Source organism: Aeromicrobium sp., assembly GCF_049587115.1.
GTDB lineage: Bacteria > Actinomycetota > Actinomycetes > Propionibacteriales > Nocardioidaceae > Aeromicrobium.
In genome coordinates this window covers 34,865-56,503 of the sequence record NZ_JBAVDI010000019.1, presented here as the reverse complement: position 1 = coordinate 56,503, position 21,639 = coordinate 34,865, and the positions used below count along the sequence as shown (strand labels likewise).

21 protein-coding genes are annotated in these 21,639 nt (G+C 66.8%); 19 read left to right on the top strand and 2 right to left on the bottom strand.

What is annotated here, in order from left to right; all coding sequences use genetic code 11:
- Positions 1 to 8 precede the first annotated feature (8 nt).
- Positions 9 to 767 carry an SGNH/GDSL hydrolase family protein gene (locus tag WB461_RS01970; protein WP_423851039.1) on the top strand — a complete coding sequence of 253 codons (759 nt, stop codon included), beginning with the start codon at positions 9 to 11 and terminating at the stop codon, positions 765 to 767.
- Between the two features lie 40 nt (positions 768 to 807).
- Here WB461_RS01970 and WB461_RS01965 read toward each other — a convergent pair whose 3' ends face one another.
- Entirely contained in the window at positions 808 to 2,064 is a 1,257-nt protein-coding gene (locus WB461_RS01965; protein WP_423851038.1) for an isochorismate synthase, read from the bottom strand.
- 33 nt (positions 2,065 to 2,097) lie between these two features.
- Between WB461_RS01965 and WB461_RS01960 the strand changes: the two genes are divergently transcribed.
- The 16 genes from WB461_RS01960 to WB461_RS01885 all read left to right on the top strand — a co-directional run bounded on the left by WB461_RS01960 (position 2,098) and on the right by WB461_RS01885 (position 19,517).
- The gene (locus WB461_RS01960) at positions 2,098 to 2,799 is read left to right on the top strand and encodes a demethylmenaquinone methyltransferase (RefSeq protein ID WP_423851037.1); all 702 of its coding nucleotides are present in this window, start codon (positions 2,098 to 2,100) and stop codon (positions 2,797 to 2,799) included.
- Positions 2,800 to 2,920: 121 nt separating this feature from the next.
- Positions 2,921 to 3,280, top strand: a complete 360-nt coding sequence (locus tag WB461_RS01955) for an NADH-quinone oxidoreductase subunit A (RefSeq protein ID WP_423851036.1) — start codon at positions 2,921 to 2,923, stop codon at positions 3,278 to 3,280.
- A gap of 72 nt (positions 3,281 to 3,352) precedes the next feature.
- Complete coding sequence (locus WB461_RS01950; protein WP_423851035.1) at positions 3,353 to 3,907, top strand: NuoB/complex I 20 kDa subunit family protein; 555 nt, start codon at positions 3,353 to 3,355, stop codon at positions 3,905 to 3,907.
- 52 nt (positions 3,908 to 3,959) lie between these two features.
- Positions 3,960 to 4,673, top strand: a complete 714-nt coding sequence (locus tag WB461_RS01945) for an NADH-quinone oxidoreductase subunit C (RefSeq protein ID WP_423851034.1) — start codon at positions 3,960 to 3,962, stop codon at positions 4,671 to 4,673.
- On the top strand, positions 4,670 to 5,998 hold the full coding sequence (locus WB461_RS01940) for an NADH-quinone oxidoreductase subunit D (RefSeq protein ID WP_423851033.1): 1,329 nt from the start codon (positions 4,670 to 4,672) through the stop codon (positions 5,996 to 5,998). The genes WB461_RS01945 and WB461_RS01940 overlap by 4 nt, the downstream gene beginning before the upstream one ends.
- Positions 5,999 to 6,047: 49 nt before the next feature.
- Positions 6,048 to 6,836, top strand: coding sequence for an NADH-quinone oxidoreductase subunit NuoE (gene nuoE / locus WB461_RS01935; protein ID WP_423851032.1), 789 nt, complete (start codon positions 6,048 to 6,050; stop codon positions 6,834 to 6,836).
- Positions 6,829 to 8,154: an NADH-quinone oxidoreductase subunit NuoF gene (gene nuoF, locus WB461_RS01930; RefSeq protein ID WP_423851031.1), complete on the top strand. Its 1,326-nt coding sequence runs from the start codon at positions 6,829 to 6,831 to the stop codon at positions 8,152 to 8,154. The genes nuoE and nuoF overlap by 8 nt, the downstream gene beginning before the upstream one ends.
- Complete coding sequence (locus tag WB461_RS01925) at positions 8,151 to 10,565, top strand: NADH-quinone oxidoreductase subunit G (RefSeq protein WP_423851030.1); 2,415 nt, start codon at positions 8,151 to 8,153, stop codon at positions 10,563 to 10,565. Before nuoF ends, WB461_RS01925 begins: the two co-directional genes overlap by 4 nt.
- A complete protein-coding gene (gene nuoH, locus WB461_RS01920) occupies positions 10,562 to 11,791 on the top strand; it encodes an NADH-quinone oxidoreductase subunit NuoH (RefSeq protein ID WP_423851029.1) in 1,230 nt (409 codons plus the stop codon). Before WB461_RS01925 ends, nuoH begins: the two co-directional genes overlap by 4 nt.
- Complete coding sequence (gene nuoI, locus WB461_RS01915; protein WP_423851028.1) at positions 11,788 to 12,390, top strand: NADH-quinone oxidoreductase subunit NuoI; 603 nt, start codon at positions 11,788 to 11,790, stop codon at positions 12,388 to 12,390. Before nuoH ends, nuoI begins: the two co-directional genes overlap by 4 nt.
- The gene (locus tag WB461_RS01910; protein ID WP_423851027.1) at positions 12,390 to 13,160 is read left to right on the top strand and encodes an NADH-quinone oxidoreductase subunit J; all 771 of its coding nucleotides are present in this window, start codon (positions 12,390 to 12,392) and stop codon (positions 13,158 to 13,160) included. The genes nuoI and WB461_RS01910 overlap by 1 nt, the downstream gene beginning before the upstream one ends.
- Complete coding sequence (gene nuoK, locus WB461_RS01905; protein ID WP_173490648.1) at positions 13,157 to 13,450, top strand: NADH-quinone oxidoreductase subunit NuoK; 294 nt, start codon at positions 13,157 to 13,159, stop codon at positions 13,448 to 13,450. The genes WB461_RS01910 and nuoK overlap by 4 nt, the downstream gene beginning before the upstream one ends.
- Positions 13,451 to 13,464: 14 nt before the next feature.
- Positions 13,465 to 15,342: an NADH-quinone oxidoreductase subunit L gene (nuoL, locus tag WB461_RS01900; protein WP_423851026.1), complete on the top strand. Its 1,878-nt coding sequence runs from the start codon at positions 13,465 to 13,467 to the stop codon at positions 15,340 to 15,342.
- Positions 15,339 to 16,886 carry an NADH-quinone oxidoreductase subunit M gene (locus WB461_RS01895; protein WP_423851025.1) on the top strand — a complete coding sequence of 516 codons (1,548 nt, stop codon included), beginning with the start codon at positions 15,339 to 15,341 and terminating at the stop codon, positions 16,884 to 16,886. Before nuoL ends, WB461_RS01895 begins: the two co-directional genes overlap by 4 nt.
- Positions 16,883 to 18,505: an NADH-quinone oxidoreductase subunit NuoN gene (nuoN, locus tag WB461_RS01890; protein ID WP_423851024.1), complete on the top strand. Its 1,623-nt coding sequence runs from the start codon at positions 16,883 to 16,885 to the stop codon at positions 18,503 to 18,505. The genes WB461_RS01895 and nuoN overlap by 4 nt, the downstream gene beginning before the upstream one ends.
- Before the next feature lie 22 nt (positions 18,506 to 18,527).
- Entirely contained in the window at positions 18,528 to 19,517 is a 990-nt protein-coding gene (locus WB461_RS01885) for a polyprenyl synthetase family protein (protein ID WP_423851023.1), read from the top strand.
- Positions 19,518 to 19,579: 62 nt separating this feature from the next.
- Here the strand turns inward: WB461_RS01885 and rarD are convergent, their stop codons facing one another.
- Entirely contained in the window at positions 19,580 to 20,485 is a 906-nt protein-coding gene (gene rarD, locus WB461_RS01880; RefSeq protein WP_423851022.1) for an EamA family transporter RarD, read from the bottom strand.
- Between the two features lie 107 nt (positions 20,486 to 20,592).
- Here rarD and WB461_RS01875 point away from each other — a divergent pair, with 107 nt between their 5' ends.
- Positions 20,593 to 21,180: a class I SAM-dependent methyltransferase gene (locus WB461_RS01875; RefSeq protein ID WP_423851021.1), complete on the top strand. Its 588-nt coding sequence runs from the start codon at positions 20,593 to 20,595 to the stop codon at positions 21,178 to 21,180.
- A gap of 82 nt (positions 21,181 to 21,262) precedes the next feature.
- On the top strand, positions 21,263 to 21,637 hold the full coding sequence (locus tag WB461_RS01870) for an NADH-quinone oxidoreductase subunit A (protein ID WP_423851020.1): 375 nt from the start codon (positions 21,263 to 21,265) through the stop codon (positions 21,635 to 21,637).
- Positions 21,638 to 21,639 lie beyond the last annotated feature (2 nt).

Below are 21,639 nucleotides of genomic sequence, written 5' to 3'. Positions count from 1 at the left end.
CTGCCAACGTGCCATTTCATCGTTACGTCGCGCTCGGCGACTCCTTCACCGAAGGCGTCGGCGACCATGACGCCTCCCTGCCCAATGGCGTACGGGGCTGGGCCGACCGGGTCGCGGAGGTGCTGTCGCACGACGACTTCACCTACGCCAACCTGGCGATCCGCGGTCGCAAGCTGCTGCCGATCCTGGCCGAGCAGTTCGCGCCCACCCTTGCGATGAAGACGGATCTGGTGAGCATCTACGCCGGCGCCAACGACGTGCTGCGACCGCGGATCGACATCGACCGGTTGGTCGAGGCCTATGACGATGCACTCGGTCGACTCGTGGGCGCCGGTGCGCACCTCGTGCTCTTCACGGCATACGACCCGGGCGACTCCCCGGTGTTCGGCGCCCTCCGGGGACGGTTCGCGATCTACAACGAGCTGGTTCGCCAGGTCGCGGAGCGCCACGGTGCGACGCTCGTCGACTTCTGGCGGCTGCGGGACTACCGCGACGATCGGATGTGGGACGTCGATCGCATGCACATGTCGAGCGCGGGGCACCAGCGAATGGCCATCGCGGTCCTGGAGGCGCTCGGCGAGCCGCATGACCTCGCTCCGCCCGAGCTCGGGGAACGACAGACCCTCACGCCGGCAGAGCGCCGCGCCGCGAATGTGCAGTGGGCGCGTGCGCACGCTGCGCCGTGGGTCAAGCGCCGCATCACGGGCACGTCCTCGGGTGACTGCCTGACGGCACGCTGGCCGGATCTGAAGCCTGTACGACGGTGAGCTGGCGGCCTACGCGCCGCGTTTGCGCCCAGGGGTGCGGTCAGTTTCGCGGGGTGAGGGCGTCCCGCACCGGGATGAGCTTCGCGTTGGACTCGGCGAGCTCGTCGGCCGGCACCGAGTCGGCAACGATGCCGCAACCCGCGAACAACCGCACCGTCGAGCCGTCGCCCTCGATCTGGGCCGACCGCAGGCCTATTCCCCACTCACCGTCGCCCGAGGCGCCGATCCAACCGACCGGCCCGGCATAGCGACCGCGGTCGAGCAGCTCGATCTCGGCAATCAGCCGAACCGCGGCAGCCGTCGGGGTGCCGCCGACCGCGGCGGAGGGGTGGAGCGACGCGGCCAGGGTCAGCGCACTGGCGTCGTCGCGCATGACCCCCGTGACGTCGGTCGCGAGATGCATGACATTGGGCAGGTGGAGCACGAAGGGTGTCTCGGGCACATTCATGCTCGTGCAGTGCGGCGCGAGCGCATCAGCGACCGACCGGACGGCGTACTCGTGCTCCTCGAGATCCTTGCTGGACCGTGCCAGTGAGCCGGCCAGTGCCAAATCGTGTGCGTCGTCTCCCGTGCGCCGGATGGTGCCCGCGAGCACACGGGAGGTGACCAGACCGCGCTCGAGGCGCACCAGCATCTCGGGCGTCGATCCGAAGAAGCCGTCGACGTGAAACGTCCAGCAGCTCGGGTAGTCGGCTGCGAGGCGAGCCAAGGGGGAGCGTACGTCCAGCCCTGCGTCGAGGCTTGCCACCAGATCCCGGGCGAGCACGACCTTGTCCAGCCCGCCGCGCTCGATACGACGCACGGCCTCGGCAACGAGCGACTGCCACCGGACGCTGTCGACCGGGCCGTCGGCGAAGGTAGTGCCGGTGGGCCCGGCGGGGGTGCTGGGCGTCAGGGTCGGTGCGGCGCTGATGCCCGGTCCGATGACGGTGACCCAGGCCTTGCCGTCGCGGCGGCCGACGACGACCTCTGGCACGATCAGCGAGCTGCCCGGTTCGTCATCGGCGAAGGTGAAGGTGCCGAAGGCGACCAGTCCCGAGCCGGGGACATCGACGTCGTCGCGGACGACGGCGTGCGACGCGAGGTCGCGCCACCAGTCAGAGGCCTCGTTGAAACGGCCTGAACCGGACGTCGCGCGTTCGGCGGCGCGCCCCCAGCCGACGATGCCGTCACCGCCATGGACCCACGCCAGCGCGTCCACCGGGGGGAGCAGCTCGAGCAGCTCACCGGGGTCGTCGACCGGCGTGGATCGGACCAGAAGTGGTCCGATCGCTGCGTCGACGGCAGGGTTGCTCACAAACAATGAGCGTACCCGTGGCAAGGTAGGCAGGTGAGCCGAGCCGGTCTGGACAAGCAACCACGAGACGTCGCGAAGATGTTCGATGGGGTCGCCGAGAAGTACGACATCACCAACGATGTGCTGTCGATGGGACAGGACCGGCGCTGGCGCAGGCGCGTGCTCGAGCTCGTCGATCCCATGCCGGGTGAGGTGATCCTCGACCTCGCCGCTGGTACCGGGACGTCGAGCGAGCCGTTCGCGAGGGCAGGCTCGACGGTGGTGCCCTGTGACTTCTCGATCGGGATGCTTGACGTCGGGAAGCGGGAGCGCCCCGAGCTGGCGTTCACGGCCGGCGACGGCACGCAGCTGCCGTTCGGCGACGACACCTTCGATGCCGTCACGATCTCGTTCGGCCTGCGAAACATCGTCGACCCGATCGCCGGTCTCCGCGAGATGCTCAGGGCCACCCGACCCGGCGGTCGCATCGTCGTGTGTGAGTTCAGCACCCCCACCTGGGCGCCGTTCGACGCGCTCTACAGCAACTACCTGATGCGCGCCCTGCCGAGCATCGCGCGGACGGTCTCGTCCAACCCTGAGTCCTACGTCTACCTCGCCGAGTCGATTCGCGAGTGGCCGGATCAGAAGGGTCTGGCGCTGCGCATGGTCGAGGCGGGATGGGGCAGGGTCGAGTGGCACAACCTCTCGGCCGGGATCGTCGCGCTGCACCACTCGATCAAGCCCATGCCCAGTTAGTGTGACCTAAGTTACAAGCGACATCGCGCGGGCGTAGGGTGAGATCGTGATCACGTTGTGAAGAGATTCACAAGCGCACGAAGACCCGCTTGATCTGTTCGTATAAAGCCTGGGAGGCACCGTGACGGCCTATACGCCGATCCTCGTGCTGGGAGCCATTGCTGCCGCATTTGCAGTCGGCAGCATCGCGATCGCGCCGTTCACGGGTCCCAAGCGCTACAACCGCGCCAAGCTGGACCGCTACGAGTCAGGCATCGAGCCGAGCCCGCTGCCCGAGGGCGGCGGCAAGATGTCGATCCGCTACTTCATCATCGCGATGCTGTTCATCGTGTTCGACATCGAGATCATCTTCCTCTACCCGTTCGCGGTCGCCTTCGACGCGCTCGGCTGGTTCGGCCTGATCGAGATGTTCGTGTTCATGCTGACGGTGTTCATCGCCTACGCGTACGTCTGGCGCCGTGGAGGCCTCGAATGGGACTGAACGAAGTGAAGTCCCCACCCAAGATGGCACGCCGCGGGACCCGCGGCGGCCCGGAGCAGAGCGAGGACCGACGTGGGAATTGAAGAGAAGCTGCCTTCCGGAGTGCTGCTGTCGACGGTCGAGGGACTGGCGGGCTACATGCGCAAGGCGTCGTTCTGGCCCGCGACGTTCGGGCTCGCGTGCTGTGCGATCGAGATGATGACGTTCGGCGCGCCGCGGTTCGACTCGGCCCGCTTCGGCATGGAGGTCTTCCGACCGTCGCCGCGGCAGGCCGACCTGATGATCGTGGCCGGCCGGGTCAGCAACAAGATGGCACCGGTCCTGCGCCAGATCTATGACCAGATGGCCGGGCCCAAGTACGTCCTCGCGATGGGCGTCTGCGCCAGCTCGGGCGGGATGTTCAACAACTACGCCATCGTCCAGGGCGTCGATCACGTCGTCCCAGTCGACATGTATCTGCCGGGCTGCCCGCCGCGTCCGGAGATGCTGATCGACGCGATCCTCAAGCTGCACGACCAGATCCAGCACGAGAAGCTCGGCGTCAACAGGCTCAACGAGATCAAGCAGGACGAGAAGGTCGCGCTGCTCGCCACCCCGACCTCCGCCATGAAGGGCCTCATGCGATGACGATGTTCTTCGCGCCGCGGTCGGCCGCCTCCGAGACCTTCGAGGACCACTCATGAGTGACAAGACCCAGGACGGCTCGCACGAGACGCAGGCCGAGCTGGTGCGCTCCGACACGACCCAGCTCGAGGTCGTCGAGGTCCGTGAGGGTGCGTTCGGCGCCCACGGCACGGGAGACACCAGCGGCTTCGGCGGGCTGACCCGGCCGGTCCTGATGCCCGGCGCGAGCCAGCGCCCGTACGGCGGCTGGTACGACGAGGTTGCCGACCAGCTGGCGACGATCACCGAGCTCGAGGGCGCGATCGAGAAGGTCGTCGTGGACCGCGGAGAGATCACGTTCTACGTCCGCCGTCAGGACCTGCTCAAGGCCGTGACCCACCTGCGCAACGACCCGGTGCTGAGGTTCGAGTTCTGCTCCAGTGTCTCCGGAGTCCACTTCCCCCACGAGGTCGGCAGAGAGCTGCACGTCGTTCTCCACCTGCTGTCGATGACGCACAACCGGCGGATCCGTCTCGAGGTCACGGCACCCGATGCCGATCCGCACGTCCCCAGCGTCGTCAGCATCTACCCGACCGCCGATTGGCAGGAGCGGGAGGCCTGGGACTTCTTCGGCATCATCTTCGACGGGCACCCGGGCCTGACCCGCATCATGATGCCGGATGACTGGCCCGGTCACCCGCAGCGCAAGGACTATCCACTGGGAGGAATCCCCGTCGAGTACAAGGGCGGGACGATCGCCCCACCGGACCAGCGGAGGAGCTACTCATGACCGCGACCACGGATCCGTACGCCGGGACCACCGATTCCAGCGAGGGCACGGTGTTCACCGTCACCGGCCAGGACTGGGACACGATCGACGCCGCAACGGTGGAGGGTGACCATCTGGTCATCAACATGGGCCCGCAGCACCCGTCGACGCACGGTGTGCTGCGCCTGGTCCTGGAGATCGATGGTGAGACCGTGCGGGACGCACGCGCGGGTGTCGGATACCTGCACACCGGCATCGAGAAGAACATGGAGTTCCGCACCTGGACCCAGGGCGTGACCTTCTGCACCCGGATGGACTACGTCGCGCCGTTCTCCAACGAGGCGGCTTACGTCATGGCGGTCGAGCGGCTGCTCGACATCGAGGTTCCCGAGAAGGCGCAGGCGATGCGCGTCCTGCTGCTCGAGCTCAACCGGATCTCGTCGCACCTGGTCTGCGTGGCCACCGGAGGCATGGAGATCGGTGCGTTGACGGTCATGACCTGCGGCTTTCGCGATCGCGAGCTGATCCTCGACATCTTCGAGATGATCACCGGACTGCGGATGAACCACGCGTTCTTCCGCCCCGGCGGTGTCGCGCAGGACCTCCCGGACGGTGCGATCGAAAAGATCCGCTCGACCGTGCGTCTGCTCAAGAAGCGGCTCCCCGAGTATGCGGCCCTGTGCAACGCCAACCCGATCTTCAAGGGGCGGCTCAAGGGTGTGGGTCACCTCGACCTCGCCGGCTGCCTGGCGCTGGGGCTGACCGGGCCCGTGCTCCGAGCGACCGGCTACGACTGGGACCTGCGCAAGAAGCAGCCCTACTGGGGCTACGAGACGTACGACTTCGACGTCGTCACCCGCGACGAGCCGGACGCCTACGGCCGGTTCCGAGTTCGCCTGGACGAGATGTGGGAGTCCATCAAGCTCGTCGAGCAGGCCACCGAGCGGCTCGCCGCCATGGAGGGCCAGCCCGTCATGGTCGCGGACAAGAAGATCGCCTGGCCCTCGCAGCTCAGCGTCGGCGCTGACGGTCAGGGCAACTCCGCCGAGCACATCAAGCACATCATGGGTGAGTCGATGGAGGCGCTGATCCACCACTTCAAGATCGTCACGGAGGGCTTCCGGGTGCCGGCCGGCCAGGCATACGCGAGCGTGGAATCGCCGCGCGGGGAGATCGGTTGCCATGCGGTGTCCGACGGGGGCACGCGCCCCTACCGGGCGCACTTCCGCGATCCGTCGTTCGTCAACCTGCAGGGCACCTCGGTCATGAGCGAGGGCGGCATGCTGTCGGACGTCATCGTGGCGATCGCCAGCATCGATCCGGTCATGGGCGGGGTCGATCGATAGTGGACACGACGTTGCGAGAACCAAGACTGACCGGGCGAGTGATGGGCTCATGACACTTTCCGATGCAACGACAGACGAGCTGCGGGAGCTGGCTTCGCGGTACCCGCAGGCACGGAGCGCGCTGCTGCCGATGCTTCACCTGATCCAGTCGGCCGAGGGCAACGTCACCAACGAGGGCATCGAGGTGTGCGCGGACATCCTGGGCATCAGTGCCGCCGAGGTGTCGGGCGTCTCAACCTTCTACACGATGTACAAGCGGCGGCCCATGGGCGAGCACCACGTCGGCGTCTGCACCAACACGCTGTGCGCGGTCATGGGCGGCGACCTGATCTTCGAACGGCTCAAGGGCCATCTCGACGTCGGCAACGACGAGACCACCGAGGACGGCAAGGTCACCCTCGAACACATCGAGTGCAACGCGGCGTGCGACTTCGCGCCGGTCATGACGGTCAACTGGGAGTTCTTCGACAACCAGACTCCCGAGTCGGCCGTCGAGGTCGTCGACAAGCTGCGGGCCGGGGAGACGCTCCAGGCCACGCGGGGCGCGACGATCACGTCGTGGCGGGCGGCCGAGCGGGTCCTGGCGGGCTTCGAGGATGGCCTGGTCGACGAGGGACCGGCCGCGTCCGGACCCTCGCTGGCGGGTCTGGAGATCGCCAGGGCCAACGGATGGACTGCACCGTCGGTCGACGACGCCAAGGCCGAGCCGGCCAAGGGCGATCAGGTCGCGGACACCAAGCAGGGCGCCGCTGAGCAGGCAGACACCGCACGAGCGGAGTCCGAGACCGCGATCGAGGAGTCCCCCGCGGACACGGCCAAGGAGGGCAACGATGACTGACATGCTCACCCCGGTGCTCAGCGCCGACTGGGGCACCGATCGCGCGTGGACGCTTCAGGCCTACCGACAGACCGGCGGGTACTCCGCGCTCGAGACTGCTTTCGCGATGGCACCCGACGACGTCATTGCGATGGTCAAGGACTCCGGTCTCCGCGGACGCGGCGGCGCCGGATTCCCGACCGGAATGAAGTGGAGCTTCATTCCTCAGGACCCGGAGTCCGAGGCCGGGCGAAAGCCCAAGTACCTCGTGGTCAACGCCGACGAGTCCGAGCCGGGCACCTGCAAGGACATCCCGCTCATGATGGCCACTCCCCACACCTTGATCGAGGGCGTCATCATCGCGGCCCACGCGATCCGGGCCAAGACCGCGTTCATCTACGTCCGCGGTGAGGTCCTGCACGTCGTTCGCCGGCTCCGGGCTGCCGCCCGCGAGGCGGCCGAGGCGGGCTACCTCGGCACCAACATCCTGGGTTCGGGAGTTGATCTCGAGCTGATCATCCACGCCGGCGCCGGCGCCTACATCTGCGGCGAGGAGACGGCCCTGCTGGACTCGCTGGAGGGTCGCCGCGGCCAACCGCGGCTGCGCCCGCCCTTCCCTGCGGTCGAGGGTCTGTACGCCTCGCCGACGGTGGTCAACAACGTCGAGTCGATCGCCTCGGTCCCAGCGATCATCCGCAACGGGATCGAGTGGTTCGGCTCGATGGGCACCGAGAAGTCGAAGGGCTTCACGCTCTACTCGCTGTCCGGGCACGTCAAGCGCCCGGGACAGTACGAGGCCCCGCTGGGGATCACGCTGCGCGAGCTGCTCGATCTCGGAGGCGGTCTCCGTCCCGGCGGGGAGCTGAAGTTCTGGACTCCGGGCGGCTCCTCGACCCCGATTCTCACCGCCGAACATCTCGACATCCCGCTCGACTACGAGGGGGTGGGCGGCGCCGGCTCGATGCTGGGCACCAAGGCTCTGCAGATCTTCGACCAGTCGACATCGGTCGTGCGTTGCGTGCTGCGTTGGACCGAGTTCTACAAGCACGAGTCCTGCGGCAAGTGCACGCCCTGCAGAGAAGGCACCTACTGGCTCGTGCAGGTCCTCGACCGGCTGAATCAAGGCCGCGGCCACGCTGGTGACATCGAGCTGCTGCTCGACCTGTGCGAGAACATCCTCGGCCGTTCGTTCTGCGCCCTCGGCGACGGCGCGACCAGCCCCATCACCTCGGCGATCCAGTACTTCCGGGCAGAGTTCGAAGCCGGCATGCACACTCCGTCCAGCGAGCTGTTCCCGCCGGCGGCATCCACGCTGTTCCCGCAGGAGGTCTCCGTATGACCCTCGAGGCCACGCCTGAGACCCAGGCGCCCGTCGAGCTCGTCACCCTGACGATCGATGACGTCGAGGTCAGCGTCCCCAAGGGCACGCTGGTGATCCGTGCCGCCGAGCTCATCGGCACCGAGATCCCGCGCTTCTGCGACCACCCGCTGCTCGACCCGGTTGGCGCGTGTCGCCAGTGTCTGGTCGACATCACCGACGCCGGGAACGGGCGAGGATTCCCCAAGCCGCAAGCCTCGTGCACGATCGAGGTCGCCGCCGGCATGGTGGTCAAGACGCAGGTCACGTCGCCGGTCGCCTCGAAGGCACAGCGCGGCAACCTGGAGTTCCTGCTGATCAACCACCCACTTGACTGCCCGGTGTGCGACAAGGGTGGCGAGTGCCCACTGCAGAACCAGGCCATGACTCACGGTCAGGGCGAATCCCGGTTCACCGAGACCAAGCGGACCTTCCCCAAGCCGATCAAGGTTTCCGAGCAGGTCCTGCTCGACCGTGAGCGGTGCGTGCTGTGTGCACGGTGCACTCGATTCTCCGAGCAGATCGCCGGTGACCCCTTCATCGCCCTGCTCGAGCGCGGCTCCCAGCAGCAGGTCGGCATCTACGAAGAAGAGCCATTCAGCTCCTACTTCTCCGGCAACACGATCCAGATCTGCCCGGTGGGCGCGCTGACCAGTGCGGACTACCGGTTCAGGTCGCGTCCGTTCGACCTGGTCTCCACCCCGTCCATCGCCGAGCACGACTCGAGCGGCTCGGCGATCCGGGTCGATCACCGCCGCGGCAAGGTCATGCGCCGCCTCGCGGGCAACGATCCCGAGGTCAACGAGGAGTGGATCACGGACAAGGATCGGTTCGCATTCACCTATGCCACGGTTGGCGATCGGATCCGGACGCCGCTGGTCCGAGACATCGTGACGGGCCAGCTCGAGCCAGCTTCGTGGCCTGCCGCGCTGGCTGCGGCGGCCCAGGGCCTGGTCCGGGCCGAGGGCAAGGTCGGGGTGCTGCCCGGAGGGCGGCTGACCGCCGAGGACGCGTTCGCGTACAGCAAGTTCGCCCGAACGGCCCTGCGCAGCAACGACATCGACTTTCGGTCTCGCGCCCACTCCGACGAGGAGTCGGCGTTCCTTGCCTCCCACGTCGCAGCAACGGCGCTCGACGTCACGTACGCAGATCTGGAGCGGGCCTCGACCGTCGTGCTGGTCGGTTTCGAGCCCGAGGACGAGGCCGGCAGCGTCTTCCTGCGCCTGCGCAAGGCCGCGCTCGCCGGCAGCCGAATCGTGTCGATCGCGAGCCACGCCACCCGTGGTCTGGTGAAGATGTCCGGCGAGCTGGTGCAGACGGTCCCCGGCGGCGAGCCAGCGGCGCTGAGTTCCCTGGACGTCGACGACAAGGCGATCTTCCTGGTCGGCGAGCGCCTGGCCTCGGTGCCCGGCGGCTTCAGCGCACTCGTCGCGGCAACCAGCCGAACGGGTGCCCGGATGGCGTGGATTCCCCGACGGGCCGGAGATCGTGGTGCGGTCGAGGCTGGCTGCCTGCCCGACCTGTTGCCCGGGGGTCGCCCGCTCGACGACGTCGAAGCCCGAACTGATCTGGCCGCTGCCTGGGGGATGCGCACGATCTCGGCCCGGCGTGGCCGCGACACCACGGCGATCTTCCAGGACGCACGACTGGGCACGGTCCGCGCGCTGCTGGTCGGTGGCGTCGAGCTGGACGACCTGCCGGATCCGGCCGCTGCCCGTGCAGCGTTGGACAAGGTCGGCTTCGTCGTCAGCCTGGAGGTTCGCCACAGTGATGTGACGGCGGTTGCCGATGTGGTGCTGCCGATCGCCCCGGTCGTCGAGAAGCCCGGCACATTCGTCAACTGGGAAGGTCGGAGTCGGACGTTCGACGCCGTTCTGGATGAGCCCAACTCCTTGACCGACATCCGCGTGCTGGCCGGTATCGCCGAAGAGATGGGCACACCGTTGGGCTTCCGCACCGTTGCGCAGGCGCGTCGGGCGATGGAGGAGCTCGGCCCCTGGGATGGCGAACGGGCCGCTGCGCCGAGCGTGGATGCGGACACGACTGCCGCGGCTGATCGCTCCGTGGTGCTGGACACGTGGCGGCTGATGATCGACGACGGGCGTGGTCAGGACGGTCAGCCTGAGTACAAGGCCACCGCCCGACCTGCGGTGCTACGAGCCAGCGCGACGACGCTCAAGGCCTTCGACATCGATCCCGGCGGCATCGCGAAGCTGTCGACCGATGTGGGCAGCGCGCACTTCCCCACCGAAGTCGCGGACCTGCCTGACGGCGTCGTGTGGGTCCCGGCCAACTCAGGAGTCAGCCTGCGCGCTGCTCTGGGCGCTGGCTACGCGGACCGGGTCTCGCTGAGCCCCGCACCCGAGCCGGGCATCGAGGGAGGAGCGCGATGAGCGACATCTTCGGCAACGAGCCGTTCTGGGTGATCCTGCTCAAGTCGGTCCTGATCTTCGTCGTGCTGGTTGTCTTCACCCTGTTCAACATCTGGTTCGAGCGGCGCGTCGTTGCCAAGATGCAGCACCGGATCGGCCCCAACGTCCACGGCCCGTTCGGCCTTCTGCAGAGCCTCGCCGACGGCGTCAAGCTGGCGCTCAAGGAGGACATCGTCGTCAAGGCGGCTGACAAGCTGGTCTACGTCCTGGCGCCGATCCTCGCAACGATCCCGGCCTTCCTGGCCTGGGCGGTCATCCCGTTCGGTCCTGAGGTGACGATCCCGTTCACCGATCAGAAGACCGTGCTGCAGCTGACAGACCTGCCGGTGGCGGTGCTCTACATCCTCGCGGTGACCTCGATCGGGATCTACGGCATCGTCCTGGCGGGTTGGTCATCGGGCTCGATCTACGCGCTGCTCGGTGGCATGCGCTCCAGCGCCCAGATGATCTCGTACGAGGTCGCGATGGGCCTGTCGTTCGTCTCGGTGTTCATGTACGCCGGTTCGATGTCGACCTCGGAGATCGTTTCGGCGCAGGCCGACGTCTGGTTCTTCCTGCCGCTGTTCCCCTCGTTCGTCATCTACGTCATCGCGATGGTCGGCGAGACCAACCGCGCGCCGTTCGACCTTCCGGAGGCCGAGGGCGAGCTGGTCGGCGGCTTCCACACCGAGTACTCCTCGCTCAAGTTCGCGTTGTTCTTCCTGGCGGAGTACGTCAACATGGTCACCGTCTCGGCGCTCGCCACGACCCTGTTTCTGGGCGGCTGGCGCGCACCGTTCGGCATCGCGCAGGTCTGGGAGGGCGCCAACTCCGGCTACTGGCCGCTGCTGTGGTTCCTGGGCAAGACGCTGGGCTTCATCTTCATGTTCGTGTGGCTGCGCGGCACCCTCCCGCGTCTGCGTTACGACCAGTTCATGAATTTCGGCTGGAAGATCCTGATCCCGGTCTCGCTTGCCTGGATCGTCGCGGTCGCCTTCATCCGCAAGCTCAAGAGCGAGGGCATGCTCGACGCGCAGTGGTTGATGTGGGGTGCGATCGCGGTTGGCGTCGTGGTGCTGCTGACCTTCCTGATCCCGGAGAAGCCCGAGCCCGAGCCCGAGCCGCCGACCGAGCCCGAGTTTGACGCCTTCGCCGGTGGCTACCCTGTCCCGCCCATCACCGAGCCACCCACGAGGAGCGCCCGATGAGCAATCCCATCCGCGAGACACTCTGGGACCCGATCGCCGGCTTCGGCGTGACGTTCCGGACGATGTTCCGCAAGACCGTCACCGAGCAGTACCCGTTCGAGAAGGTCCCGACCGCGCCACGCTTCCACGGTCGGCACCAGCTCAACAGGTGGCCCGACGGGCTCGAGAAGTGCATCGGTTGCGAGCTGTGCGCGTGGGCCTGCCCGGCGGACGCGATCTACGTCGAGGGTGCTTCCAACACCGAGGGAGACCGGCACAGCCCGGGCGAGCGCTACGGCAGCGTCTACCAGATCAACTATCTGCGCTGCATCCTGTGCGGTCTGTGCATCGAGGCGTGCCCGACCAGGGCGCTGACCATGACGAATGAGTACGAGCTCGCCGACAACAACCGGGCCGACCTGATCTACGAGAAGAACGACCTGCTCGCGCCGCTGCTGCCGGGCATGGTCGAACCACCGCACGAGATGATGATCAGCGACGACCACCAGGACTACTACCGCGGCAAGTCGCTCCCGATCTTCCCGGTCTCGGCCGAGGACACCGCTGCACACGCCCATCCAACCGGCTCGCCCGACAATGTCCGGGGGGAGGGAAGCTGATGGTCACCTTCTGGCTCCTGGCCCCGATCATGGTGCTTGCCGCGCTCGGTCTGCTTTTCGCCCGCAAGGCCGTCCACGCGGCGCTGAGTCTTGCGGTCGTGATGATCAGTCTCGCGGTGCTGTACGCCGCGCAGGACGCGCCATTCCTCTTCGCCGTGCAGATCATCGTCTACACCGGCGCGATCATGATGCTGTTCCTGTTCGTCCTGATGCTGGTCGGCGTCGACGCCTCGGAGTCGCTCAGGGAGACGATCGGCGGACAGCGGCTCGCTGCCGCGTTCATCGGCCTGGTGTTCGGCCTCACGGTCGTGATCGCGGTCGGCCAGACCGTCTCGGGCGCCGTGACCGGCCTCCGAGCGGCCAATGGCAACGGCAACCCGTACGGACTGAGCGAGCTGCTGTTCGGCAAGTACGTTCTGGCCTTCGAGTTCACCAGCGCACTGCTGATCACCGCCGCGCTGGGCGCGATGGTGCTGGCTCACCAGGAGCGCCTGACTCCCCGACACTCGCAGGCCGACATTGCCGCGCGCCGGATGCGGGATTACGCAGACTCCGGCCGGCATCCCGGCCCGCTGGCGACGCCCGGCGTGTTCGCCCGGCACAACGCGGTCGACACACCGGCGCTGCTGCCGGACGGCACGCCGCTGGAGTCCTCGATCTCGTCGAGCCTCGTCGCGCGTGGGCAGGTTCGTGACGGATTCGACGACGACATCGACGCGGTCGTGGAGCAGCTCCAGGACGACGACGAGTCGTTCGGAGGAGAGAAGTGAACGAGTACATCACTCTGTCGCTGATCCTGTTCACCATCGGCGCAGTCGGCGTCCTGGTGCGTCGTAACGCGATCGTCGTCTTCATGTGCATCGAGCTGATGCTCAACGCCACCAACCTCGCGTTCGTCAGCTTCTCCCGACAGCACGGCAACCTCGATGGGCAGGTGGCCGCGTTCTTCGTGATGGTGGTCGCTGCCGCCGAAGTCGTCGTCGGGCTGTCGATCATCGTGTCCATCTATCGCACGCGCCGTTCGACCTCGGTCGACGACGCGAGCCTGCTGAAGTCCTAAGGGGTTTGCACACGATGTTCGATCTCCAGTGGCTGCTGATCGCCATACCGTTGCTCAGCGGTGCCGGCCTCCTCGTCTGGGGCAAGGAGGCAGACCGCTTCGGTCATCTGATCGGCACGGCGGCTTCGGCGCTGTCGTTCCTGTTCGGAGCCGTGCTGTTCGCGTCGCTGCTCGGCAGGGGTGTCGAGGACAGATCGCAGTCGACTCGGCTGTTCACGTGGATCGAGGCAGGCTCGTTCCACGTCGACATGGGCTTCACCTTCGACCAGCTGTCCGGGCTGTTCGTCCTGCTGATCACCGGCGTGGGCACCCTGATCCACGTCTACTCAATCGGTTACATGGAGCACGACGAGCGCCGGCGCCGCTTCTTCGCCTTCCTCAACATCTTCATCGCTGCGATGCTGACCTTGGTTCTCGCCTCGGACTACCTCGTGCTGTTCCTCGGATGGGAGGGTGTCGGTCTGGCGTCCTACCTGTTGATCGGGTTCTGGCAGCACAAGGATTCCGCCGCTGCGGCCGCCAAGAAGGCGTTTGTCGTCAACCGGGTTGGTGACTTGGGCATGGCGCTGGGCATCATGCTGATGTTCGCCCAGTTCGGCACCTCGTCGATCTCTGCCGTCAACGGCGCGATCACGAACGCTTCGGGCTCGGTCGCGACGGGGCTGGGCCTGCTGCTGCTGCTCGGTGCGTGCGGCAAGTCCGCGCAGGTCCCGCTGCAGAGCTGGCTGCTGGACGCGATGGAGGGCCCGACCCCGGTCTCGGCCCTGATCCACGCGGCAACCATGGTCACGGCGGGCGTCTACCTGGTGGTCCGCTCCGGCGCGATCTTCGACGCCTCCGACACGGCCCGTACCGCCGTCATCGTGGTCGGCCTGGTGACGTTGCTGGTCGGCGCCTGGATCGGCTGTGCCAAGGACGACATCAAGAAGGCGCTGGCGGGCTCCACCATGAGCCAGATCGGCTACATGATGCTGGCTGCGGGTCTCGGACCGGCCGGGTATGCGTTCGCGATCTTCCACCTCATCACCCACGGCTTCTTCAAGGCCAACATGTTCCTCGGCGCCGGATCGGTCATGCACGGCATGAACGACGACGTCGACATGCGCCACTACGGTGCGTTGCGCAAGGCCATGCCGGTCACCTTCGCCACGTTCGCCCTGGGTTACCTGGCGATCATCGGCTTCCCGGGCTTCTCGGGCTTCTGGTCCAAGGACAAGATCATCGAGGCCGCCTTCGGTGAGAATCTGTGGGTGGGCCTGGGCGCCCTCCTCGGCGCCGGAGTCACGGCGTTCTACATGACCCGCCTGATGATGTTGACGTTCTTCGGCGACCAGCGCTGGAAGGACGACGTCCACCCGCACGAGTCTCCCAAGGTCATGACGTATCCGCTGATCGCCTTGGGCGCACTGTCCCTGCTGGGCGGCCTTCTGCTCGTCAGCGACTGGATCGTCGGGTGGCTCGAGCCGGTCACGGGGCATGCCGAGCACCATGAGCTGGCGATTCCCGAGATCGCGCTGACCGCGATCATCACCCTCGTCGCCGCTACGGGTGTTGCGCTCGGTTACCTCCTCTACGGCACACGCGAGATCGCCGCAGAGGCCCCCGCCGACGCCGAGGTCTCGGCGGTCGCCCGTGCTGGCCGACACGAGCTGTACGGCAATGAGCTCAACGACGCCGTGGTCGTCCGGCCGACCCGTCACCTCACCAGATTCCTCGTGTGGTTCGACGGCAAGGGCGTTGACGGCTTCGTGACCGGTCTGGCCGACCGGCTCGGCGACACCTCGCAGTTCCTGCGCAAGCCGCAGACCGGCTATGTCCGTTCGTACGCACTCACGATGTTCGGCGGCGTCGCCGTCCTCGTCCTTGCCCTCCTGGCGGTGACCCTCGCATGATCCTCTCGATCCTCGCCGCGACTCCGATCGCGGGAGCGTTGCTTCTCGCGCTCCTGCCTCGCGAGCCCGCGCCCCACCATCGCGCGAAGTTCGTCGCGCTCGGCGTCTCCCTGGTCACGCTGGTCATCTCGCTGGTCGTGATGGCGCGTTTCGACCAGGGCGCAGGCGGCTACCAGCTGACCGAGCAGCACACCTGGATCAAGGTCTTTGGTGCCTACTACTCGCTCGGGGTCAACGGCATCGGCATCACGCTGATCCTCCTGACCACGATCCTGACGCCGATCGTGATCCTCGCGGCGTTCGGCGACCGACTGCCCGATCCCAAGAGCACCAACGCCTACTTCGCGTGGATGCTCGCGGTCGAGGGCCTGGCGATCGGTGCGTTCGCCGCGACCGACGCATTCTTGTTCTACGTCCTGTTCGAGGCGACGCTGATCCCGCTGTACTTCCTGATCGGCTCGTTCGGTGGGCCCAACAGGTCGTACGCCGCGGTCAAGTTCCTGATCTACAACCTGGTCGGCGGCCTGCTGATGCTGGCCTCGATCGTGGGCCTGTACGTCGTCAGCGCCCGCCAGGGTGATGCCTCGTTCCTGCTGAACGACTTGCAGAATCTCGACCTCAGCACCAACACCGAGCGGCTCCTGTTCCTCGGTTTCATGGCCGCATTCGCGATCAAGGCGCCGTTGTGGCCGCTGCACACGTGGCTGCCCGACGCAGCCGGCCAGGCGACGCCTGGCACCTCGGTGCTGATGGTCAGCGTGATCGACAAGATCGGCACGTTCGGCATGATTCGTTGGTGCCTGGGGCTGTTCCCGGGGGCGTCAGACTGGGCCAGCCCGGTCGTCATCGTGCTGGCGGTCATCAGCATTCTCTACGGCGCGCTGCTGGCCATCGGCCAGGACGACATCCGTCGACTGATCGCCTTCACGTCGGTCTCCCACTTCGGATTCATCATCCTGGGCATCTTCGCGTTCACGGCGACCTCGATGGCCGGGTCGACGCTCTACATGTTCAACCACGGTCTCTCGACGGCTGCGCTGTTCCTCGTGACCGGCATGATGATCGCGCGGCGTGGCTCGGCGCGGATCTCCGACTTCGGTGGCGTGCAGAAGATCGCCCCCATCATGTCCGGGGTCCTTCTTGTCGCGGGTCTGTCGAGCCTCTCGCTGCCGGGTCTGGCGCCGTTCATCTCGGAGTTCCTCGTGCTGGCCGGCACCTTCACGGTGTCGATTCCTGCGGCCGCGTTCGCGACCCTCGGCATCGTCCTGGCCGCGCTGTACATCCTGATCATGTACCAACGGGTCATGACCGGTCCGCTCAAGGCGGGCAACGAGGGCGTGCACGACCTCGATCACCGCGAGATGGCATCGCTGACGCCTGCGATCATTCTGATCGTCGGGCTCGGCTTCTTCCCGCAACCCCTGCTGAACGTCATCAATCCGGCCATCGACGAGGTGTCCAGCCGCATCGGCCAGGGTGATCCAGCTCCCAAGACCCCGACCTCCATCGGGGACACCGGCTCGAGCGAAGGGGGCCACGAATGATCGCCTCGTACATCACCGCGACCGACCTGCCGCCGATCTCGGCTCCGACGATCGAGTACTCCCTGCTCGCCCCGTTGTTCATCATCGCCGGAACGGCGGTGCTCGGCGTGATCGTCGAGGCGTTCTGGCCGCGCCCGACACGCTTCCTCACCCAGGCCATCCTCGCCGCGGTGGGCATCATCGTGGCCTTCGGCGACACGATCTGGGTGTTCCAGGATCTGGAGGTCATCGAGGGCGGCAGACTGGCGCGCGGCACGATCGCTGCCGAGGGCGCACTGGCGATCGACGGACCCGGCGTCTTCGGGTGGGGGATCCTGCTGATCTTCGGCCTGATGAGCATGCTGCTGTTCGCCGAGCGTCGCCTGGAGGGTGGCCTGAGCGCGTTCACCGGCCGGGCCGCCGATGCGCCGGGCTCGGCCTCCGAAGCCGAGGCCGTCAGGAACCGGATCGAGCACACCGAGGTGTTCCCGCTCGCGATGTTCGCACTGGTCGGCATGATGCTGTTCGCGACGTCGAACGACCTGCTGACCATGTTCGTCGCTCTCGAGGTGCTCAGCCTGCCGTTGTACCTGTTGTGCGGACTGGCCCGTCGCCGGCGACTCCTGAGTCAGGAGGCTGCGCTCAAGTACTTCCTGCTCGGCGCCTTCTCGTCGGTCTTCTTCCTGTACGGCATTGCGTTGACCTATGGCTTCGCCGGAAGCTTCCGGCTCTCCGACATCGATGTCGCGGTCACGAACCGTACGGGTGGCGAGAACATGCTGCTGGCCGCCATCGCGCTGATGGCGGTCGGCCTGCTGTTCAAGATCGGCGCTGCTCCGTTCCACACCTGGACGCCCGATGTCTACCAGGGCGCGCCGACCCCCGTGACGGCGTTCATGGCGGCCGGCACCAAGGCCGCAGCGTTCCTTGCCCTCCTGCGAGTGTTCTTCGTGGCCTTCGGCGGGTCGTCGTGGGACTGGCGACCCACCATCGTGGTCATCGCCGTCATCACGATGTTCCTCGGCGCGGTCGTCTCGATCTCGCAGACCGACGTCAAACGCATGCTGGCGTACTCCTCGATCGCCCACGCAGGCTTCCTGCTGGTCGGCTTCGTCGGTGCCTACGCGGGTGCGCCCGACTCCGACCGCGTCACCTCCGTGTCCAGCATCCTGTTCTACCTCACGGTCTACGGGGTCTCCTCGATCGGTGCTTTCGCAGTGGTCACCCTGGTGCGCGACTCCGGCGGCGAGACGACCCACTTGTCCAAGTGGGCCGGGCTGGGCAAGAAGTCGCCGCTGCTCGCGGGCTCGTTCGCTCTGTTCATGCTGTCCTTCGCCGGCATCCCGCTGACGGGTGGCTTCATCGGCAAGTGGGCGATCTTCAGCGCGGCCTGGTCCGGCGGGTTCTGGTGGCTCGTCGTGATCGGGGTCCTGGTCAGTGCGCTGGCTGCATACTTCTACGTGCGGGTCATCGTCCTGATGTTCTTCGCCGATCCGGTGGGCGAGGGGCCGACCATTGCGGTTCCGAGCATCTTGACTACCGTGGTCATCGTCGTCGCTGTCGTCGTGACGTTCGGACTCGGTATCATTCCGGGACCGGTGCTGGATCTTGCGCAGCACGCGGGCGCCTTCGTGCGTTGATCCATTTCCCGAGGAGTTCTGCGTGTCGCAACTGGCTGTGTCGTTCACCGATCCCGGCCTTGAGGCGCGCGTCCAGGCTGGGATCGACGAGGTCGAGACGCAGCTCGCTGCTGCCGTCGACAGCCCGGAGATCTTCGTCGCCGAGGCCGCAGCACACCTGCTGAACGCCGGCGGCAAGCGGTTCCGGCCTCTGCTGGTCATGTTGTGCGCCGAGTTCGGCGAGTCCACGCATCCCGACGTGGTGCGCTCGGCGGTCGTGGTCGAGCTGACGCACCTCGCGACGCTCTACCACGACGACGTCATGGACGAAGCGGACAAGCGACGCGGTGCACCCAGCGCGAATGCGCGGTGGGACAACTCGGTCGCGATCCTCGTGGGCGACTACCTGTTCGCGCAGGCCTCCGACGTCGTGGCCGATCTGGGCACGGAGGCCGTCCGCATCCAGGCGCGTACCTTCTCCCGGCTCGTCAGGGGGCAGATTCGCGAGACCCTCGGCCCCAGCTCTGACGACGACGCACTGGCCCACTATCTCTCTGTCGTCGCGGACAAGACCGGCTCACTGATCGCCACGGCTGCACTGTTCGGCGCCAAGATGGCCGGCGCATCGGTCCATGTGCAGGAGACGCTGACCGAGTTTGGTGAGCGGATCGGCGCGGCCTTCCAGCTCAGCGACGACATCATCGACATCGCGAGCGAGACCGGCGAATCGGGCAAGACTCCCGGCACAGACCTGCGCGAGGGCGTGCCGACGCTGCCGACCCTGATCGCGCTGCGCTCCACCGACGATGACAGCGAGCGCCTGCGCACCCTGCTGTCCAAGCCGCTGTCCGACGACGCCGAGCTCGACGAGGCCCTCCGACTGCTGCGAGCGCATCCCGCGATGGCCGAGGCGCGGGCATACGTGCAGGCCGAGGCCGATGCCGCCAACGCACTGCTGGCCACGCTGCCCGCCATGCCGGCACGAGCCGCACTCCAGGCGCTGTGCGACACCGTGGCGACACGGCTGGGCTGAGACACACCCGGCGAGAACGCAACGCGTCGGTTCGTCGGTCGCTGCGTTCGGTCCGTTCCTGCCTAGACCTGGACAGGTTCGATGGGAATCAGTCGGCGTCGGCCCCTGATCGCGTCGACCGTGAAGATCACGAGTGCGAACCACACCAGCATGAAGCCGATCCAGCGTGCCGTGCTCATGTCCTCGCCGAAGATGGTCAGTCCGACGATGAACTGGATGATCGGTCCGAGGTACTGCAGCAGACCGATCGTGGTGAGCGAGAGCCGAGTGGCAGCGGCGCCGAACAGCAGCAGCGGAATCGCGGTGACGACGCCGGTACCGATCAGCAGGACGACATTGCCTGGTCCGGCGTGGCCGAAGGTCAGCTCGTCACGCAGCTGCAGGACCATGAGGAACGTCAGCGCCACCGGGAACAGGATCAGCGTCTCCATGCCGAGTCCCTCGAAGGCACCCAGATTGGCCTTCTTCTTCAAGAACCCGTACGACGCGAACGAGAACGCGACCAGCAGGGCGACCCATGGCAGGCGTCCGTAGTCCACGGTCAGGACGACGACCGCACCGATGCCGATCGCCACGGCGGCCCACTGTGCCGGTCGCAGCGTCTCCTTGAGCACGAAGACGCCCAGCAGCACCGTGACAAGTGGATTGATGAAGTAGCCAAGGGAGGTCTCGATGACGTGACCGTTGGTCACGCCGTAGATGAAGCCGCCCCAGTTGAGCGCGATGGTGATCGAGGCGAACGTCAGGATCACCATCAACCGTCGGTCACGGGCGATCGCAAGGAATCTGGACCAGCGGCCGAGCACGCCGATCAGGACCAGCACGAAGACCATCGACCACACGAAGCGGTGTGCCAAGATCTCCAACGATCCGGCAGGGTCCAGCAGCGGCCAGTACAGCGGGAAGAATCCCCAGCACAGGTAGGCGCCGACGCCGAGGATCACGCCACCGCGGGAGTCGTTCTTCACCAGAAGAGACTACGCCCGCACGACGGACCGTTCTGACCAGCCGGACTCCCCAAGGACCGAATTGGCAGAATTTCGTGTGGGCTTGGCGGTCGCGCGATGATGAGGCCATGGCTGATCAACCGCGATGGTTCACCGAGACCAAGGACGGCCACTCGCAGTGGTACGTCCGACACTTCCGCCGGCTGGCGGCTGACGGTGAGGACCTTGCGGGGGAAGCCCGGCTGGTCGACGCGCTGATCGCTCCGGGCTCACGGATCCTGGATGCCGGTTGCGGTCCGGGGCGGGTCGGTGCCGAGCTGCATGCGCGCGGGCACACTGTCGTCGGCGTCGATGCCGACGAGGTCCTCATCGCTGCGGCGGTCGAGGACCACCCGGGTCCGGAGTGGCTCGTCGCGGATCTGACTGGGCTGGACCTGGACGGGGATCTGTTCGACGTGGCTGTCGTGGCCGGCAACGTCATGGTGTTCCTCGCGGCCGGCACCGAGCAACGAGTACTCGAGCGACTGGCGGCGCACGTGCGGAGCGGCGGTCGAATCGTGCTGGGATTCGCTCTGGACCGCGGCTATGGGCTGGAGGCATTCGATCATGACGTCGAGGCTGCTGGGCTGATCGTGGAGCAGCGCTTCGCGACGTGGGACCTCGAGCCGTTCGACGTCGGCGCAGACTTCGCCGTGACGATCCTGCGAATGCCCTAGGCGTTGCCGGCTTCGGCAGACGAACGGCATCGACCGGCGCCGTGCGTGACACCGCGAGGACATTCTTCCCTAGAGTGTGACCATGGGCGCCTTCCTCGACGACTACGTGGCGGTCGGCGTCATCATCCTGACCGGCGCGGGACTGGCGTCCGCGATGCTCGGGGTCAACCGGTTGATGCGCCCGCGGGTCCCTGCGCGCGAGAAGCGCCTGACCTACGAGTCCGGGGTCGATCCGGTCGGAACGGGCTGGTCGCAGTCCACCGTGCGGTACTACGTCTATGCCTACCTGTACGTGATCTTTGCGGTGGATGCGGTCTACCTGTTCCCGTGGGCCGTGGTGCTGGATGACATCGGCCGACCCGCTGCCGCGGAGATGGGGATCTTCGTCGGGATCCTCGCGGTGGGCTTGATCTACGCATGGCGCAAAGGGGTGCTGTCGTGGACATCGACGACGTGAGC